Annotated in this window: 1 protein-coding gene; it reads left to right on the forward strand. The window is 58.1% G+C overall.

Going from position 1 to position 267, the window contains the following annotated elements; genetic code table 11:
- Nucleotides 1-40: 40 nt before the first annotated feature.
- Nucleotides 41-267: sugar diacid recognition domain-containing protein (locus tag AC0IW9_RS30965; RefSeq protein WP_471652134.1), on the forward strand; the 227-nt coding region annotated here is incomplete at its 3' end.

Below are 267 nucleotides of genomic sequence, written 5' to 3' on the forward strand. Positions count from 1 at the left end.
GTTGTATGGTTGCCCAACTGTTTTTCTCGGGGCCAGCGGCATGTTCGAACTCACTCATCAATTGGCGCAGAACATCGTTGACCGGGCGATGGCCATTCTTCCTCACAACGTCAATGTGATGGACAGCCAAGGGTTGATCCTGGCCAGCGGCGAGCCGAACCGCATCAATACTCGCCATGAAGGCGCGCAGTTGGTATTGGCCAACCACCGCATTGTCGAGTTGGACGAGCAAGCCGCGCGCACGCTCAAGGGCGTGCAGCCCGGTAT

The organism is Belnapia sp. AC561 (assembly GCF_979252845.1).